The sequence below is a fragment of the Leifsonia sp. TF02-11 genome (assembly GCF_017565305.1).
Lineage (GTDB): Bacteria > Actinomycetota > Actinomycetes > Actinomycetales > Microbacteriaceae > Leifsonia.
On the sequence record NZ_JAGEKP010000003.1, the window covers coordinates 121,199 to 136,728 of the forward strand.

General features: G+C 69.9%; 16 protein-coding genes. 10 read left to right on the top strand and 6 right to left on the bottom strand.

The annotated features are described in order from the left end of the window. Positions 1-86 precede the first annotated feature (86 nt). Positions 87-1,415 (top strand): aspartate--tRNA(Asn) ligase, encoded by a 1,329-nt coding sequence (aspS, locus tag JNB50_RS02670; protein WP_208038565.1) that lies wholly within the window; start codon positions 87-89, stop codon positions 1,413-1,415. On the opposite strand, the gene JNB50_RS02675 is transcribed toward aspS, so the two are convergent. Beyond that, the gene (locus JNB50_RS02675) at positions 1,345-2,091 is read right to left on the bottom strand and encodes a RadC family protein (RefSeq protein ID WP_208038566.1); all 747 of its coding nucleotides are present in this window, start codon (positions 2,089-2,091) and stop codon (positions 1,345-1,347) included. The two genes, aspS and JNB50_RS02675, sit on opposite strands and share 71 nt — an antisense overlap. 130 nt (positions 2,092-2,221) lie before the next feature. On the opposite strand from JNB50_RS02675, the gene JNB50_RS02680 reads away from it, so the two are divergent. After that, positions 2,222-3,427 carry an acetyl-CoA C-acetyltransferase gene (locus JNB50_RS02680; RefSeq protein WP_208038567.1) on the top strand — a complete coding sequence of 402 codons (1,206 nt, stop codon included), beginning with the start codon at positions 2,222-2,224 and terminating at the stop codon, positions 3,425-3,427. A gap of 106 nt (positions 3,428-3,533) precedes the next feature. Here JNB50_RS02680 and JNB50_RS02685 read toward each other — a convergent pair whose 3' ends face one another. Then, on the bottom strand, positions 3,534-4,661 hold the full coding sequence (locus JNB50_RS02685; protein WP_208038568.1) for a bifunctional 2-methylcitrate synthase/citrate synthase: 1,128 nt from the start codon (positions 4,659-4,661) through the stop codon (positions 3,534-3,536). 177 nt (positions 4,662-4,838) lie between these two features. On the opposite strand from JNB50_RS02685, the gene JNB50_RS02690 reads away from it, so the two are divergent. Beyond that, positions 4,839-5,477: a LysE family translocator gene (locus JNB50_RS02690; RefSeq protein ID WP_208038569.1), complete on the top strand. Its 639-nt coding sequence runs from the start codon at positions 4,839-4,841 to the stop codon at positions 5,475-5,477. 28 nt (positions 5,478-5,505) lie between these two features. Here JNB50_RS02690 and JNB50_RS02695 read toward each other — a convergent pair whose 3' ends face one another. After that, positions 5,506-6,036 (bottom strand): YbhB/YbcL family Raf kinase inhibitor-like protein, encoded by a 531-nt coding sequence (locus tag JNB50_RS02695; RefSeq protein WP_208038570.1) that lies wholly within the window; start codon positions 6,034-6,036, stop codon positions 5,506-5,508. A gap of 10 nt (positions 6,037-6,046) precedes the next feature. Next, positions 6,047-6,835 carry a polyprenol monophosphomannose synthase gene (locus JNB50_RS02700; protein ID WP_208039145.1) on the bottom strand — a complete coding sequence of 263 codons (789 nt, stop codon included), beginning with the start codon at positions 6,833-6,835 and terminating at the stop codon, positions 6,047-6,049. Positions 6,836-6,916: 81 nt separating this feature from the next. Here JNB50_RS02700 and JNB50_RS02705 point away from each other — a divergent pair, with 81 nt between their 5' ends. Beyond that, a complete protein-coding gene (locus tag JNB50_RS02705; protein WP_208038571.1) occupies positions 6,917-7,801 on the top strand; it encodes a rhodanese-related sulfurtransferase in 885 nt (294 codons plus the stop codon). Between the two features lie 84 nt (positions 7,802-7,885). Continuing rightward, positions 7,886-9,469, top strand: coding sequence for a Na+/H+ antiporter (locus tag JNB50_RS02710; protein WP_243767938.1), 1,584 nt, complete (start codon positions 7,886-7,888; stop codon positions 9,467-9,469). A 24-nt stretch (positions 9,470-9,493) separates the two neighbouring features. On the opposite strand, the gene JNB50_RS02715 is transcribed toward JNB50_RS02710, so the two are convergent. After that, the gene (locus JNB50_RS02715) at positions 9,494-10,978 is read right to left on the bottom strand and encodes an LssY C-terminal domain-containing protein (RefSeq protein WP_208038573.1); all 1,485 of its coding nucleotides are present in this window, start codon (positions 10,976-10,978) and stop codon (positions 9,494-9,496) included. A gap of 45 nt (positions 10,979-11,023) precedes the next feature. Between JNB50_RS02715 and JNB50_RS02720 the strand changes: the two genes are divergently transcribed. The 4 genes from JNB50_RS02720 to JNB50_RS02735 are packed head-to-tail and all read left to right on the top strand — an operon-like array spanning position 11,024 to position 13,712. Continuing rightward, positions 11,024-11,800, top strand: a complete 777-nt coding sequence (locus JNB50_RS02720) for an isocitrate lyase/phosphoenolpyruvate mutase family protein (protein WP_208038574.1) — start codon at positions 11,024-11,026, stop codon at positions 11,798-11,800. A 31-nt stretch (positions 11,801-11,831) separates the two neighbouring features. Next, positions 11,832-12,854, top strand: a complete 1,023-nt coding sequence (locus JNB50_RS02725) for an MDR family oxidoreductase (protein WP_208038575.1) — start codon at positions 11,832-11,834, stop codon at positions 12,852-12,854. 27 nt (positions 12,855-12,881) lie between these two features. Continuing rightward, positions 12,882-13,262 (top strand): DUF1304 domain-containing protein, encoded by a 381-nt coding sequence (locus JNB50_RS02730; RefSeq protein WP_208038576.1) that lies wholly within the window; start codon positions 12,882-12,884, stop codon positions 13,260-13,262. 60 nt (positions 13,263-13,322) lie between these two features. Beyond that, on the top strand, positions 13,323-13,712 hold the full coding sequence (locus JNB50_RS02735) for a DUF1304 domain-containing protein (protein ID WP_208038577.1): 390 nt from the start codon (positions 13,323-13,325) through the stop codon (positions 13,710-13,712). A 27-nt stretch (positions 13,713-13,739) separates the two neighbouring features. On the opposite strand, the gene JNB50_RS02740 is transcribed toward JNB50_RS02735, so the two are convergent. Beyond that, the gene (locus tag JNB50_RS02740; RefSeq protein WP_208038578.1) at positions 13,740-14,126 is read right to left on the bottom strand and encodes a hypothetical protein; all 387 of its coding nucleotides are present in this window, start codon (positions 14,124-14,126) and stop codon (positions 13,740-13,742) included. Between the two features lie 129 nt (positions 14,127-14,255). Between JNB50_RS02740 and JNB50_RS02745 the strand changes: the two genes are divergently transcribed. Further along, positions 14,256-15,437 carry an ROK family transcriptional regulator gene (locus JNB50_RS02745; RefSeq protein WP_208038579.1) on the top strand — a complete coding sequence of 394 codons (1,182 nt, stop codon included), beginning with the start codon at positions 14,256-14,258 and terminating at the stop codon, positions 15,435-15,437. Positions 15,438-15,530 lie beyond the last annotated feature (93 nt).

The following is a 15,530-nucleotide window of genomic DNA, read 5'->3' on the forward strand; positions in this document are numbered from 1 at the left end:
TTTGCCTTGAATTCACTGAGCGCCGGGCGGGGAGGGGGTCCATCGCCCCTCTGCGGCGGTAGACGCGGGCGGTAGGCTTGTCGATCGTGACCGCACGCGTTTTGATCAAGGACCTCGCCGCTCTTCCCGACGGCCCCGTCAGCGTCGCCGGATGGGTCGAGACCGTCCGCGACCAGAAGAAGGTGCAGTTCGTCGTACTGCGCGACGAGTCGGGCGCCGTGCAGCTGGTGAACCCGCGCACCGTCGACGAAGACGGCACCGTCGTCGCCGACGAGCCGGCCACGACCATCTCCGGCCTGTCGCAGGGCTCGTTCGTGCGCGCGACCGGCGAGCTCAAGCACGACGAGCGGGTCAAGCTCGGCGGCATCGAGATCAAGCTGAGCACCCTCGAGGTCGAGACGGCCGCCATCCCGGAGACCCCGATCGCCGCGGACAGCGGCATCGACAAGCGCATGGACTGGCGCTTCCTCGACCTCCGCGAGCCGAAGCACAACCTGATCTTCCGCGTGCAGACCACACTCGAGCACGCGATGCGTCAGTACTGGGTCGACAACGGCTTCATCGAGATCCACACGCCGAAGCTGATGGCGTCGGCGTCCGAGTCGCGTGCAGAGCTCTTCGAGCTCCCGTACTTCGAGACGACCGCCTACCTCGCCCAGAGCCCGCAGATCTTCAAGCAGATGGCCCAGGCCGCCGGCTTCGGCCGGGTGTTCGAGATCGGCCCGGCCTTCCGCGCCGACCCGAGTTTCACGAGCCGCCACGCGACGGAGTTCACGAGCGTCGACACCGAGCTGAGCTGGATCGAAAGCCACGAGGACGTCATGAAGGTGCACGAGGACCTGCTCGTCGCCGGCTTCACCGCGGTCAAGGAGAAGCACGGCGCGGAGATCGAAGCGCTCTTCGGCGTCGAGGTCACCGTTCCGACCACGCCGTTCCCGCGCATCCCGCTCGCCGAGGCCAAGCGCATCGTCGCAGAGCAAGGCTACGAGGTGCCGCGCGCCGACGACGACATGGACCCCGAAGGCGAGCGCCGGATCTCCCAGTACGTCAAGGAGACCTACGGCCACGAGTTCGTCTTCCTGACGGACTACGCGTCGAGCATCCGCCCGTACTACCACATGCGTCACGCCGAGGACCCGTCGATCACCAAGAGCTACGACCTCATCTTCAACGGCGTTGAGATTTCGACCGGCGCTCAGCGCGAGCATCGCGTGGAGATCCTCGAGAAGCAGGCCGCGGACAAGGGTCTGTCGGTGGAGGAGCTGGAGGACGTCCTCGCGACGTTCCGGTACGGCATCCCCCCGCACGGCGGCTTCGGAATGGGTCTCGCTCGCGTGCTCATGCTCATGCTGCACCTGTCGAACCTGCGCGAGACGACCTACCTCTTCCGCGGTCCGACGCGACTGACCCCGTAGCGGACAGCGCGGTCCAGCGCTCGCCCGCGACGAGGATGTGCCCGAGGAAGCGGAGCCCGATCGTCGCGGCCGCCTGATCGAGCCTGCGCGTGAGCACGGTGTCGGCGACCGAGGGGTCGAGCGATCCGGACGGATGGTTGTGCGCCACCGCGAACGATCGGCCCCCTCGGGTGAGGACCGCCTGGAGGATGTCGGCCGGCTGGATCGACCGCTCGTCGACTCCGCCGTCGCGGAGCATCACCAGCTCGAGCGGGCGTGCGGCGCGGTCGGCGACCACGACGACGAAACGCTCGCTGTCGCGATGCAGCAGCTCGGGCCGCACGACATCGGCGACAGCGGTGTGATCGACCAGGCGCGTCCAGGCCGATGAGCGCCCGGCGCGCCGCCAGATCTCGATGATCGCGACGAGACGGCCCGCGGTGGCCGGGCCGACGCCCGGGAGGTTCTCGAGCCGCGCGAAATCCATGGTCGCGAGCCCAGGAAAGCCGCCACAGCTGCCGAGGATCGACCGCGCCAGCGAGAGGACGCTGCGGCCCGTCTGACCCGAACCGAGGATGAGTGCGAGCACTTCATCGTCGGTGAGGGAGCCGACGCCGAGGCGGCGCATCCGCTCACGCGGCCGGTCGTGACTCGGCACGTCGGCGAGGGACTTCTCGGCTTCTTCCGCGATGGACATGGATCCACGGTACGAACGTCGCCGTCGCTCGCTGGTCGGGTCCGCCCAATCTGTGGACAACTGGCTCCGAGCCCCCTCCTGTGGATGACAATGGACGGAGAGTATCCGGCAACGAAGGAGTCGCCCCGCAATGACCAGTCCCCTCCCCGAACTCCGACCCGACGACGTCGTCATCCTGTCGGCGGCACGGACCCCGCAAGGCAAGATCCTGGGTTCGCTCGCCAGCCAGAGCGCCGTCCAGCTCGGGGCCGTCGCCCTCCGCCGTGCACTGGAGCAGTCCGGCGTGGACGCCTCCGACGTCGACGCCGTGATCTTCGGCCAGGTGCTGCAGGCGGGCGCAGGCCAGAACCCGGCCAGACAGACCGCGATCGGCGCGGGCATCGGCTGGAACGTCCCCGCGACGACGATCAACAAGGTGTGCCTCTCCGGTCTCGCGGCCGTGATCGACGCTGCCCGCCTCATCCGTGCGGGCGAGGCGACGGTGGTCGCGGCCGGCGGCCAGGAGTCGATGACCAACGCCCCGCACGTCCTGCCCGGCTCGCGCAAGGGCTGGACGTACGGCTCGCTGGAGGCCGTCGACTCGGCCGCGCACGACGGCCTGACCGACGCCTTCGACAAGATCTCGATGGGCGCCTCGACCGAGCAGTACACCGAGAAGCTCGGCCTCACGCGCGAGGCCCAGGACGCATTCGCGGCCTCGTCGCACCAGCGAGCCGGAGCCGCTGCGGCCTCCGGCCTCTTCGCGGACGAGATCGCGCCCGTCAGCATCCCGCAGCGCAAGGGCGACCCGGTGGTCGTCGCCGTCGACGAGGGCGTGCGACCGGATTCCACCGTCGAGGTCCTCGCGAAGCTGCGCCCCAGCTTCGCCGCCGAGGGAACGCTCACGGCGGGCAACTCCTCGCCGCTCAGCGACGGGGCGGCGGCGCTCATCCTCACCTCGCGTGAGAACGCCGAGCGGCTGGGACTGGACTGGCTCGCGGTCGTCGGCGCGAGTGGCCAGGTCGCGGGCCCGGACAACTCGCTGCACTCGCAGCCGTCGAACGCCATCCAGGCGGCCCTCACGCGCGCAGGCTGGGGCGCAGACGACCTCGACCTGATCGAGATCAACGAGGCGTTCGCCGCCGTCGCGCTGCAGTCGACGGCGGACCTCGATCTCGACCCGGAGAAGGTCAACATCCACGGCGGCGCTATCGCACTCGGACATCCGATCGGGTCCTCCGGAGCGCGGCTCGCGGGCCACGCCGCGCACGAGCTCGCGCGACGCGGGTCCGGCCGCGCCGCGGTCGCGCTCTGCGGTGGCGGCGGGCAGGGAGACGCGTTGCTGCTCTGGCGCTAACGGAGGAGATTCGGGAGCGGAGCGGCCCGATTCGCCGTCAACGGAGGAGATCCGGCCCGGGATGGGGCGGATCTCCTCCGTTGCGTTCGGGCGGTAGCGCCGCGCGTCAGCGGGACAGGTGGCGCTCGGCGGGGCCGGTGTACTGCGAGAGCGGGCGGATCAGCGAGTTGGCGGCGTACTGCTCGAAGACGTGCGCCGTCCAGCCCGTGACGCGCGCCGCGGCGAACAGCGGCGTGAAGGTCTCGGTGTCGAAGCCCATCAGGTTGTAGGCCGGGCCAGAGGGGTAGTCGAGGTTGGGCTTGATGTTCTTCCGCGCGCCCATCGCGTTCTCGAGGGCGTCGTAGAGGTCGAGCATGTCGTGGCGGTCGTAGTGCTCGACCAGCGTCTCGAGCGACGCGCGCATCGTCGGCACCCTGGAGTCGCCGTTCTTGTAGACGCGGTGACCGAATCCCATGATCTTGCGCTTCTCGGCCAGCGCGTCGTCGAGCCACGCCTCCGCCCGGTCGGCGCTGCCGATCTCGTCGAACGCGTGCATCACGGCCTCGTTGGCGCCGCCGTGCAGCGGCCCCTTGAGGGCGCCGATCGCTCCGGTCACCGCCGAGTACACGTCGGAGAGTGTGGAGGCGATGACGCGAGCCGTGAACGTGGAGGCGTTGAACGAGTGTTCCGCGTACAGCACGAGCGAGACGCGGAAGGCGTCGACGACCACGTCGTCCGGAACCTCTCCGAAGGTCAGCCAGAGGAAGTTGCGCGCGTAGTCGAGGTCGTCCCGAGGCTCCACCGCCTCGAGCCCGCGACGGCGGCGCTGGATGTAGGCCACGATCGTCGGCAGCTGCGCGAAGAGGTGGACGGCCCTGCCGAGGTTCAGCTCGGGGTCGAGGATGCCGTTCTCCTGCTCCAGCGTCGGGTCGAGCCCCCCGAGCTGGCTGACCGCCGTGCGCAGCGCGTCCATCGGGTGCGCGGAGGCGGGGATGTCATCGAGCGCACGACGGGTGCGGTCGTCGAGCCGGCGCAGGCCGCGCTCCAGGTTCTCGAAACCCGCGAGTTCGTCGGCGGTGGGCAGCTCGCCGTGCCACAGCAGCCAGGCGACCTCCTCGAACGAGCACTGCGCGGCCAGCTCTTGCACGGGGTAGCCGCGGTAGAGCAACGAATTGGTCTGCGGGTTGACGGACGAGATGGTCGTGGTGTCGACCACGACGCCGGCGAGGCCCTTGTGGATCTCGGGGTCGGTCATGTGTGCTGCTCCTTCGCTGCCGGGGCGGGTGTCAGCGGCGCACCCCGCCGTCGTGTGCCGAGGTGTCGAACGCGTCGTCTCACTCGTAGTCAATCAGGTCGCGGGGGTCGGCGCGATGTCGCATCCGGACTGCGCCGAGCTTCACACCGCGAAGCTCCGTCGCATACGCTCCTCTTCATGGTGCCCACTCCGTCCCTCCTCGCATTCGCTCTCGCGGCGGTCGCACTGATCGTCATCCCGGGGCCGAGCGTGCTGTTCGTGATCGGGAGGTCGCTGGCGCTGGGCCGGCTGGGCGGCCTCCTGAGCGTCCTCGGCAACGCCCTCGGGATGCTGCCGCTCGTACTCGCGGTCGCGCTCGGGATCGGCGCCCTGGTGGCGCAGTCGCTCGTGGCGTTCACGATCATCAAGTTCGCCGGGGCGGCCTACCTGATGTACCTCGGAGTGCAGGCGATCCGGCATCGCCGACACACCGCGGTGACGCACGAGGCGATGCCGCCGCGACGGTCCTTGCTACGCATCCTCGGCGAGGGCTTCCTGGTCGGCCTGACCAATCCCAAGTCACTCGTGTTCTTCGTGGCGGTGCTGCCGCAGTTCGTCGACTACCGGGCCGGATCCATCCCGCTGCAGCTCTTCGAGCTCGGCGTCGTCTTCCTGCTGCTGGCGCTGACGTTCGACAGCATCTGGGCACTCGTCGCCGGCACGGCCCGAGCCTGGTTCGGCAAATCGCCCAAGCGCGTCGAACGACTCGGCGCGACCGGGGGCGTGCTGATGATCGGGCTCGGCGGGGTGCTCGCGCTGACGGGGAACAAGCACTGAACGCGGACGCCCACCAGGCGTCGACCCGCTAGATGTCCCCCGCCGTCGCCACCGGCACGAGCACAGCGCGACCGAGCGTGTGGAAGTGGGCGTTGAAGCCCAGCACCGCCGGGGTCGACTCGGGGTCGAGCTCCAGGTGGTCGACGTCCAGGGCGGTGACCACCACGTAGTAGTGGTGCGTGCCCGTTCCCGGGGGCGGCCCTGCGCCGGTGAAGCTCTTGGACCCCAGCTCGTTGGAGAGCATCGCCGCGCCCTGCGGCAGGGCGGCCCCACCCTCGGCCCCCGCACCCGCTGCCAGCGAGGTCACCGAGGCCGGGATGTTGTAGACCGCCCAGTGCCAGAACCCGGAGCCCGTCGGCGCATCGGGGTCGTGGATCGTGACGGCGAAGCTCTTGGTCTCTGCCGGGAACCCGCTCCAGGAGAGCTGAGGCGACACGTCCCCGCCGCCACCGCCCGCACCCCACTGCGCCCGCGCCAGCGGTCGGTCGTCGGCGACGTCGTCGCTCGTGAGGGTGAACAGGGGGACGGCGCCGAAGCGCTCCAGGGGATCTCTCGACATGGAGGCAACGCTACGCGCGCTGCGTCGACTCCGTCAGTGCCGATCCTTCCGGCTGTTTGCGGAACCGTTTGGGCAGACCCACGATCCCCCAGCCGGTCACCCGCAACATCGCCTCCACGACGATGCCTCCTGTCATCTTCGAGGCACCGTGCTCGCGCTCGACGAACGTGATGGGCACCTCGACCACGGTCAGGCCGGCGTCGTATGCGCGCCGCAGCATGTCGATCTGGAAGCAGTAGCCCTGACTCTCCACGACCTCGAACCGGATGCGCCGCAGCGCATCCGCCGTGAACGCCCGGTAGCCGCCGGTAACGTCGCGCGCCTGGACACCCAGGCAGAACCGCGAGTAGGCGCTGCCGCCGCGGGAGATGAGGCGTCGGCGAATCGGCCAGTTGACCACACTGCCGCCCGCGACCCAGCGGGAGCCGAGCACCAGGTCGGCGCCGCCTGCGCCGTCGCCCGCAGGAACGGAGCGCAGGGCGGCGAGCAGCGATGGAAGCTCCTCCGGGCGGTGCGATCCGTCGGCGTCCATCTCGACGACAGCGTCGTAGCCGCCGTCCAACGCCCACGACATCCCCGCGCGGTACGCGGCGCCGAGGCCGTCCTTGCCGGCGCGATGCATGACGTGGACGCTGTCGTCGGTCGCGGCGAGCGCGTCGGCGAGCTGGCCGGTGCCGTCCGGCGAGCCGTCGTCGACGATCAGGATGTCCAACTCCGGTGCGGAGGCGCGGATCCGTCCGACCACGGACCCGATGTTCTCGCGTTCGTTGTACGTCGGAAGGATCACGATAGTTCGCATACTCATACCATCATCCATTCTGCTGAACAGGAGGCGAACGAATCTGTCTGTATTCGCAGTCGACGCTGCTAGCATCCCCCGGTGCCCGTCGCCAAGGTTCTGCTGTTCTACGTCTTCGCACCTCTCCCCGATCCGGATGCGGTACGGCTGTGGCAGCGCGATCTGTGCGAGTCGCTCGGGCTCCGCGGTCGCATCCTGCTCTCGAAGGACGGCATCAACGGCACGCTGGGCGGTGAGCTCGGCGCGCTCAAGCGCTACCTGCGCAAGACCAAGGACTACGCCGCGTTCCGCGGTCTCGACGTCAAGTGGAGCGAGGGTTCCGGCCTCGACGACGACGGCGGGAGCCTCGACTTCCCCCGGCTCTCGGTGCGCGTCCGCGACGAGATCGTCTCGTTCGGTGCACCTGAGGAGTTGCGCGTGGAGGCCGGCGGAGTCGTCGGCGGCGGCGAGCGGCTCGACCCCGAGGGCCTCCACGCGCTTCTCGATCAGCGGGACGACGTGGTCTTCTTCGACGGACGAAACCGTTTCGAGGCCGGTATCGGGCGCTTTCGCGGCGCGGTCGTCCCGGACGTGGCGACCACGCGGGAGTTCGTGGCCGAGCTGGACAGCGGCCGTTACGACCACCTGAAGGACAAGGCGGTCGTCACTTACTGCACCGGAGGGATCCGCTGCGAGGTGCTCTCCGGCTTGATGCGCTCGCGCGGGTTCGGCGAGGTCTACCAGCTCGACGGCGGTGTCGTGCGCTACGGCGAGCGCTTCGGCGACGACGGGCTGTGGGAAGGCTCGCTCTACGTCTTCGACGGCAGGGGCTCCGTGCGGTTCTCCGACCACACGGCGGTCGTCGGCCGCTGCGCCGGGTGCGGCGCGGCTTCCGACCGGATGCGCAACTGCACCGACGTCTCGTGCCGCGAGCAGCTCGTCGTCTGCGAGGACTGCTCGGCACTCGCCTGCGCCGCGCACTCCTGATCGGGGACCGGACGGCCGCGGCGATCGGCGCGGATCGCCGGGAACCATTGCTGGCCCTCTCGCGTTGCCGCCATCATGAACACCATGGATCCGGTAGCCACCATCGTCTGGATCGTGTCGTTCGTCGTGGTGACGGTCACAGTCACCGGCCTCTCGCGCCGCGTGGGCTGGTCGGCACCCGTCGTGCTCGTCGTCGTCGGCGCGGTCGCGTCGTTCATCCCCGGGGTGCCGCAGGTCGCGCTCGAGCCCGAGGTCGTGCTGTACGGCCTCCTGCCACCGCTGCTCTTCGCCGCGGCAATCCAGACGTCGATCGTCGACGTCCGCGCCAGGCGCGACGGCATCCTGCTGCTCTCGGTCGGCCTGGTGATCTTCACCGTGGTCGTCGTCGGTTTCACCACGTGGCTGGTGGTTCCCGCGATCACGGTCGCCGCCGCCTTCGCCTTCGGAGCGGTCGTCGCCCCGACGGACACGGTGGCTGTGACGGCCATCGCCGGGCGCGTGCACCTCCCCCGGCGACTCGTGACGGTGCTGGAGGGCGAGAGCCTGCTCAACGACGCGACAGCGCTGGTGGCGCTGAACGCGACCATCGCGGCGATCGTCAGCGTCGTCAACCCGTGGGCGATCGCCGGCGACTTCGTGATCGCGGTCGTGGTCGGTGTGGGGATGGGCCTGCTGGTCGGCTGGGTCCTGTCCCTCATCCGCAAGCAGCTGCGCTCACCCGTGCTCGACACGTCGCTCGGGCTGATCACGCCGTACCTGGCCTTCATCCCGTCCCAGTTCCTGCACGGCTCCGGCATCCTGTCGGTCGTGGTGGCGGGTCTCTACCTCGGCTTCCGCTCCCCCACGATCCAGACGGCGGAGGCGCGCATCGCCGAGACGATCAACTGGCGCACGATCGAGTTCCTGCTCGAGAACGCGGTGTTCCTGTTCATCGGTCTGGAGCTCTCGAGCATCCTGAACTCGGCCTTCCGCTCGGGCATCACGGTGGCGCAGACGGTGTGGATCAGCATCGCCGTGCTCCTCGCCCTGTTCCTGGCGCGGTTCCTCTGGATGGTCGGGACGACCGCCCTCTACCGCTACGGACCGCAACGGCTCAGGGAGCGCGGCTGGACCTGGCCGACGGGCATCGCCGTGTCGTTCGCCGGCATCCGCGGAGTGGTCACCCTTGCAGCCGTGTTCCTTCTCCCCGTCCAGACACCCCACCGCGAGTTCCTCCAGTTCCTCGCGTTCGTCGTCGTGGTCGCGACCCTTCTCGAAGGGCTCGCGCTGCCGTGGGTCATCCGCAGGCTGAAGCTGCCGCCTCCCGACTTCGCGCAGGAGGCCGGCGAGATGCAGCGGCTGCTGGCCGAGGCGCAGTCCGCCGGGCTCGAGCATCTGGAGGCGCAGGTGACCGGCGACGAGGACGACCGGGTCATCGAGCGGCTGCGGGTCAACGCCGTGTTCCTGTCGGACGCGCTGGAGAATCCCACGCCGGAGGACACGGAGGATGCACCGCTCGAGTACCGCAGACTCCGGAGGTCGATGATCGTGGCCGAACGCCAGGCGGTGCTCGAGGCGCGTGCGGAGGGTCGGTACCAGGAGCTGGCGGTCCGGTCGGTGCTGGCGTTCCTCGACGCCGAGGAGTCGGCGCTCAAGGCCGGAGGGAGCGACGGCAAGAAGCTGATGTGAGCGCGGGCGCGGGGTGGCGCGGGCTCAGCGCACGGTCGTGTCGTCGGCCGGTGCGTCAGCCGCGGCGAGCGCCGCGACTTGCGCCTCGTGGGCCCGTGCGACCGCATCGGCGCCCCGCCGGGAGTCGATCCGCGGTCGGCGCGCCCAGAGCCTGGCGCGCTGCGACGACAGCGCCAGCACGACCAGGATGTCCAGCGGCAGCCCCAGGATGTTGGTCCGCAGCGTGACCTGCGCGCCGCCGTTGAAGAAGTCGATCGCCGCGAGGAGCACCAGCAGCGCGCTGTACGACATGGAGGCGATGCGCGCCCAGTTGCTGCCGGTGAACACCAGCAGGGCGAGCGCGAAATAGAAGACGAGACCGGCCGCGAACACCCCCATCGCGACCCCGAACACCACGTCGGCGGCCTGCTGCTGGGACGCGGTGAGCGCCTGCCCGGTCTGCGACACCAGCTCCGAGCGGATGAGCGCGGGCCACGCGAGCACCGTCAGGACGACGGTGAGCACCCCTGCGAGCACGCGGAGCAGCATGAGCAGGAACCCGAGCGTCGTCGGCACCGGCCGGCGTTCGGCACGGGCCACGCGGCGTTCGTCCGCCCCGGCCGCACGCGCCACCGCCCAGGGCTCGACGATCACCGCCGTCAGATCGACCACCGGGAGGTCGCCGTCGGTCTCGATGCTGTCGCCACCGCCGTTGCGCGAGTGGTAACCGCTCGAGAAGTCGCGGATGACCGACACCTCCGCACCGATCCCGGCGTCCTGCAGTGTCGAGACGATGTGGTCGCGCTCGATGTCGGTGTTGGCGTCGATCTTGTGCGTGATCTGCAGCGTGAACAGGGAGAACCCGACGGACCGGTCGAACGTGCCGGCCGCCAGCCAGTCGACATGATGGCCGCCCGGCAGCAGCCACCCCTCCGGGCACCGCCAGAACCGCACGTGATGCCGCTTCGCAGGGTTGCCGAGCACCTCCTGCTGGTAGGCCAGGTCCTGCTGATGCCCGAAGAGGAACAGCGGGCTCACCGGTGCCTCGTCGTAGCTGCGTCGGAGCAGCGTCGAGGTGATGATGCGCCGGCTGGAGGCCGCGGTGACGTCGTCGGCCCTGGTCCAGCCCGCCGCCGTCATCGCCTCGTCGAGCTGCGCCTCCGACCCGAGCAGGGCCAGGTTGATCGGGTCGCCCAGCAGGCCGTCGCTGGTCCTGGCCCTCCCGATGAAGTAGTCGGGCACGTAGATCTGGGTGAGGATGCGGTGCAGCCTCGGCAGCACCAGGTAGGCGAGCACGATCCAGAACAGCAGGAAGAAGAGGACGAGGAACCAGCCCCACCCGAAGCTCTCGGTGAGCACGAGCCACGCCAGCCAGATCGCCGCGAGGCCGCCGAAGATGAAGAAGACATTGTCGACGACCGCGTTGACCGACACCCGGCGGCCGGTGGCCGAGAGAGTCTTGGACGGCCCCTGACCCCCGCCCGCGCTCGCTGCCCGCGGCGGTCCACCCGGCTCCCCGGCGCCCTCCATGCGCCCATCCTAGAGCGGGCGCGACGCTCGTCGTAGGGTGGCGTCATGGCCTCCATCACCGAACGCGGCGCAGAACTGCGTCGACTGCACCACGCCCCCGAACTGCTCCAGGTCGTCAACGTGTGGGACGCCGTGAGCGCGAAGGTGGTCGCGGCGCTCCCCGAGACGCGAGCGCTGGCGACGGCGAGCCACTCGATCGCGGCGACCTTCGGCTACGAGGACGGCGAGCACATCCCCCTCGAGCTGATGCTCGACATGGTCGGCCGTATCGCGGCCACGACGGACCTCCCTGTGAGCGCCGACCTGGAGGCCGGCTACGGCGACGCGGGCGACGCCATCCGCCGGGCCATCGGCGTCGGCGTGGTCGGCGCCAACCTGGAGGACCAGGTGCGGCCGTTCGATGACGCGGTCGCCGCCGTGCGCGCCGCGGTCGCCGCCGCGGAGGCGGAGGGCGTGCCGTTCGCGCTCAACGCCCGCACGGACGTGTTCCTCCGCGGCGCGTTCCCTTCCCCCGAGCAGAACGCCGAGGAGGCCATCCGGCGCGGCAGGGCCTTCCTCGACGAGGGCGCGACGTGCGTGTTCGTGCCCGGACGGCTCGACGAGGACACGGTGTCGCGCCTCGTCGCCGGCCTGGGAGTGCGCACGCTCAGCGTCATCGCCGTGCCCGGCTCGCTCTCCCCCGCCCGCCTGCACGAACTGGGGGTCGCCCGGGTCTCGTACGGCCCGTGGACGCAGCGCGTCGCACTCGCCGCGCTCCAGCGCACCGCCGCGGAGCTCTACGCCGGAGGCGTCCTGCCCGACGGCGTTCCCGTCCTCAACTGAGGCTCCCGACCGAACCGACCGAAGGAGGACCATGGGCGACTTCCGCGCCATCGTCATCGAGCAGGAGACCGAGGGGAGCCGCATCCTCGCGCACACCGCGGAGGTGCGGCAGCTGAGCGACGCGTTCCTGATGGCGGGCGACGTGACCGTCGCCGTCGAGTTCTCCGACCTCAACTACAAGGACGGCCTCGCGATCGCCGGGCGTCCGGGCGTTGCGCGGGTGTCCCCGCTGATCCCCGGGATCGATCTGGTGGGCGTCGTCGAGTCGTCGGAGGACCCGCGCTGGCGCCCTGGCGACCGGGTCGTGCTGAACGGCGACGGCGTCGGCGAGAACCATCACGGCGGTCTGGCCGAGCGCGCCCGCGTTCGCGGCGACGCCCTCGTGCGCGTGCCGGACACGCTCCTGAACGAGCAGGCGGCGGCGATCGGCACAGCCGGCTTCACGGCGATGCTCGCAGTGCTGGCGCTGGAGCGCGCCGGTGTCGACCCGGAGGAGGTGCGCTCCTCGGGATCGAGCGTCCTGGTCACGGGCGCGGCGGGAGGTGTGGGCTCTGTCGCCGTGTCCCTCCTGGCGAAACTGGGATACCCGGTTACAGCATCCACCGGCCGGGCGGACGAGCAGGGCGGCTACCTGACCGACCTCGGCGCCACCGCCATCATCGACCGCGCGGAGCTCTCCGACCCCGGCCGGCCGCTGCAGACCCAGCGCTGGGCGGGTGCGATCGACTCGGTCGGCAGCCACACCCTGGCGAACGTGCTCGCGCAGACCCGCTACGGCGGCACCGTCGCGGCCTGCGGCCTGGCGCAGGGCGCCGACCTCCCCGCGACGGTCATGCCCTTCATCCTGCGCGGCGTCACCCTGACCGGCATCAACTCGGTGGAGGCACCGCTCGCACTCCGCGAGACGGCCTGGCGCCGGCTCAGCACCGATCTCGACGAGGAGGCCCTGGCGGCGATGACCCGATTCATCCCGCTCGCGGAGGCCATCCCCGCTGCTGAGGACATCCTGGCCGGGCGACTCCACGGGCGCACCGTCGTCGATGTCCGGGCCTGAGCCCCGCCGCTGCCGTAGGCTGACCGCATGATCGTCCTCGCGACCGTCGTCGTCACCCTCGCAGCGGCACTCCACATCGGGATCTTCGTGATGGAGAGCGTGGCCTGGACACGGCCCTCCGTCTGGAAGCGCTTCGGTGTGACCGACCAGGCCGCCGCCGACACCACCCGTCCGATGGCCTACAACCAGGGGTTCTACAACCTGTTCCTGGCGATCGGCGCGATCATCGGACTCATCCTGCTCGGCATCGGGCTGCACGCGGGGGGGCTCGCCCTCATCTACTTCACCATGGCCAGCATGCTCGCCGCGTCGATCGTGCTCGTCACCACGGGCCGCGGCTATCTGCGGCCTGCGATCATCCAGGGAGTGCTGCCGCTCATCGGCATCGTGCTGATGCTGTTCTCCTGAGGCGCGCGAGCAGGCTGCTGCCTGCAGCACTTCTATGACCCCGAAGCGTATCCTCCCCACATGGCGATCGTCGGATCCGTTCTCATCGCGCTCGCGGCGGTCGTGCACCTCGCGTTCTTCGCCATGGAGAGCATGCTGTGGTCGTCACCGAACGTCTGGCGCCGATTCGGGGTCGCCGATCAGCGGGATGCCGACGTCGTACGCCCGATGGCGTACAACCAGGGCTTCTACAACCTGTTCCTCGCCGGCGGCGCCACCGTCGGGCTCGTCCTGTACTGGACCACCCTGCGACACGTCGGATTCGGGCTGATCTTCTTCACCGGCACGTGCATGGTGCTCGCCGCGATGGTGCTGCTCACGACGGGTCGGCGCTATTGGCGTGCGTCCCTGCTGCAGGGCATTCCGCCGCTTGCCGGGCTGCTGGTGTTCTCGCTCGCGCACGCGGGGTGAGGAGTCGGACTCCCGTCCACCGCCGAGCTAATCGATGATCTCCCCGTCGACCGGGATGTCGTTGACGTCGATGCGCAGCGCCTCCACCAGCTTGGCGGCGTGCGGTGTCGAGACGATCACGCGCGAGAACTCCTCGCCGTCGAGGTCGACGACGACCGCGGCGCGCTGCTTGCCCTTGATGAGCAGGAAGTCCTTGCCGCCGTGGAACTTCCAGGTGCCGACAGACAGCGTGAGCGGCACGGCCGCCCCTGGTGCGCGGATGCCGCGGATCCAGATCCACGGGTCCTCGGTGATGGCCACGGACCGGATGCTGTCCCGCGGGATCACCAGGTCGTCTCTGCGCAGGGACAGCACCTTCTCAGCCCGCGTGAGATGGATCTCCAGGCGGTCGGGGTGAACGTGCAGGTCGGCCATAGCTCTATCCTGCCCGGCGACCGTCTTCGGCGGGGGTCGTGAATCTCACAAAGCCATAACCGTTGCCTTGGAATGACCGTCGGCGACTCACAGGATCCGCTCGCCGGAGCGGCATGTATCCTTCTCGTCGTGGCAACGCAGCGGCGGACTCCGGGCTCGCAGACTTCACTTCGTGAAGCCAACCGGGCTCGGATCGTCGACGCCATCAAGAAGCACGGCGGCCTCACCCAGGTCGAGCTGGCCGGTGCGACCGGCCTCTCGCCCGCCACGGTCTCGAACATCGTCAAGGAGCTGTCGAGCTCGGGAGTGCTGCATACCGCGCAGAGCATCCGCTCCGGTCGCCGCGCGCAGCACGTGACCCTCGCGCACGCGCTCGGCCTCGTCGTCGGCGTGCACTTCTCCACGCGTCATCTGCGCGTCGCGCTCGCCGACGTGGCCAACACCGTGGTGGCGGAGAACCACATGCCCCTGGCCAAGGACCACCGCGCCGACAACGAACTCGACAAGGTCTCCCTGCTGCTGACCGACATGCTCGAATCGGTCGACGCCTCCCGCGACGAAGTGCTCGCGATCGGCCTCGCGGTGCCGGCTCCGCTCGACCGCGCCACCGGCACCATCGCCCGCGGCGGCATCATGCGCGGCTGGGACGGCGTGGTCATCGCCGATGCCCTGGAGCGCCGCGTCAAGCGCCCGGTGTTCATCGACAACGCGGCGAACCTCACAGCGCTCGCCGAGTCGCGGCTCGGCGCGGGCCGCGGCAAGGGCACGACGATCACGCTCGACGTGGGCGACGGGATCGGCGCGGGTCTCCTCCTCAACGGGCAGCTCTTCCGCGGCAAGAACGGCGTGGCCGGCGAGTTCGGTCACACCACGATCCGCGAGAACGGGCCGCTCTGCCGCTGCGGCAACCGCGGCTGCCTGGAGGCGATCGCGGGAGGCCCTGCCATCCTCGACGAATTGCGCGACCACCTGGGCAGCCTCAAGCTGGGCGACGTCGTGCTGCAGGCGATGGCCGGCGACGCGCGCTGCATCCGCGCCATCGCCGACGCAGGCAAGCACATCGGGATCGCCACGGCGAACCTGTGCAACCTCATCGACCCCGAGCGGGTCATCGTCGGCGGCGAACTGGCGCGGGCGGGCGAGCTTCTGCTCGGCCCGATGCGGCACGCGGTCGAACGCTCGATCATCGTCAACGAAGACCTGATGCCCGACATCGTCCAGGGGCAGCTGGGGGTGCGCGCCGCGACACTGGGAGCCGTCGCACACGCCGTCGACAGCATCTCGATCACGAGCGTCGGAGTGGCCGTCTGACCGTCGGCCCCCATTGCCGAGCCGTCGTGCCCCCCGTCCGTGACGAACCGTTATCGAAAGCTTGAATTCAAGTATTGACGCCAAGCGCCCGCA

Excerpts from the sequence above, each read along its gene's own strand:
- JNB50_RS02690 (WP_208038569.1), top strand. The coding sequence starts at position 4,839 with ATGGTGCCCACTCCGTCCCTCCTCGCATTCGCTCTCGCGGCGGTCGCA.
- JNB50_RS02725 (WP_208038575.1), top strand. The coding sequence starts at position 11,832 with ATGGGCGACTTCCGCGCCATCGTCATCGAGCAGGAGACCGAGGGGAGC.
- JNB50_RS02710 (WP_243767938.1), top strand. The coding sequence starts at position 7,886 with ATGGATCCGGTAGCCACCATCGTCTGGATCGTGTCGTTCGTCGTGGTG.
- JNB50_RS02735 (WP_208038577.1), top strand. The coding sequence starts at position 13,323 with ATGGCGATCGTCGGATCCGTTCTCATCGCGCTCGCGGCGGTCGTGCAC.
- JNB50_RS02695 (WP_208038570.1), bottom strand. The coding sequence starts at position 6,036 with ATGTCGAGAGATCCCCTGGAGCGCTTCGGCGCCGTCCCCCTGTTCACC.
- JNB50_RS02730 (WP_208038576.1), top strand. The coding sequence starts at position 12,882 with ATGATCGTCCTCGCGACCGTCGTCGTCACCCTCGCAGCGGCACTCCAC.
- JNB50_RS02720 (WP_208038574.1), top strand. The coding sequence starts at position 11,024 with ATGGCCTCCATCACCGAACGCGGCGCAGAACTGCGTCGACTGCACCAC.
- JNB50_RS02685 (WP_208038568.1), bottom strand. The coding sequence starts at position 4,661 with ATGACCGACCCCGAGATCCACAAGGGCCTCGCCGGCGTCGTGGTCGAC.
- JNB50_RS02700 (WP_208039145.1), bottom strand. The coding sequence starts at position 6,835 with ATGCGAACTATCGTGATCCTTCCGACGTACAACGAACGCGAGAACATC.
- JNB50_RS02715 (WP_208038573.1), bottom strand. The coding sequence starts at position 10,978 with ATGGAGGGCGCCGGGGAGCCGGGTGGACCGCCGCGGGCAGCGAGCGCG.
- JNB50_RS02675 (WP_208038566.1), bottom strand. The coding sequence starts at position 2,091 with ATGTCCATCGCGGAAGAAGCCGAGAAGTCCCTCGCCGACGTGCCGAGT.
- JNB50_RS02740 (WP_208038578.1), bottom strand. The coding sequence starts at position 14,126 with ATGGCCGACCTGCACGTTCACCCCGACCGCCTGGAGATCCATCTCACG.
- JNB50_RS02680 (WP_208038567.1), top strand. The coding sequence starts at position 2,222 with ATGACCAGTCCCCTCCCCGAACTCCGACCCGACGACGTCGTCATCCTG.